This is a genomic window from Streptomyces sp. DH-12, assembly GCF_002899455.1.
GTDB lineage: Bacteria > Actinomycetota > Actinomycetes > Streptomycetales > Streptomycetaceae > Streptomyces.
In genome coordinates this window covers 1-366 of the sequence record NZ_PPFB01000011.1, presented here as the reverse complement: position 1 = coordinate 366, position 366 = coordinate 1, and the positions used below count along the sequence as shown (strand labels likewise).

Sequence of the window (366 nt, the reverse complement as noted above, 5' to 3'; positions counted from 1 at the left end):
ACGACAACGCCATCGTCGTCGACTGCACGGACACAACCATCGTCCCCGCCGTCGTGGACACCGTCGCCCTGGCCGGCGGCCGCGGCCGGCGCTCGGAGTACGTCGCGACGCTGACGCCCGGCAACAACACCGACTTCCTGGTGGTACCCGACGAACTCGCCGCCGACGTGCCGAGCGCGGTGGCCACCCTCGTGTCCCACCCGGAGCAGGTCCGCGCACTGGTCGCGGCCGGCCGTCCCGTCCGGTGGTCGGGCACCGAAATTCCCGGCGGGCCCACAACCCCCGAGGCCGGCATCCCCGCCGCTCCGGACCTGACCGGCAGCCCCCGGCTCGGCCTCTGGATCGACCGGAACGACTTCCTGCACC

Annotated in this window: 1 pseudogene; it reads left to right on the top strand. The window is 73.5% G+C overall.

Annotated elements, in window-relative coordinates:
* Window positions 1-53: 53 nt before the first annotated feature.
* Window positions 54-366: pseudogene (locus C1708_RS33595) on the top strand (Atu4866 domain-containing protein); the annotation flags it as partial.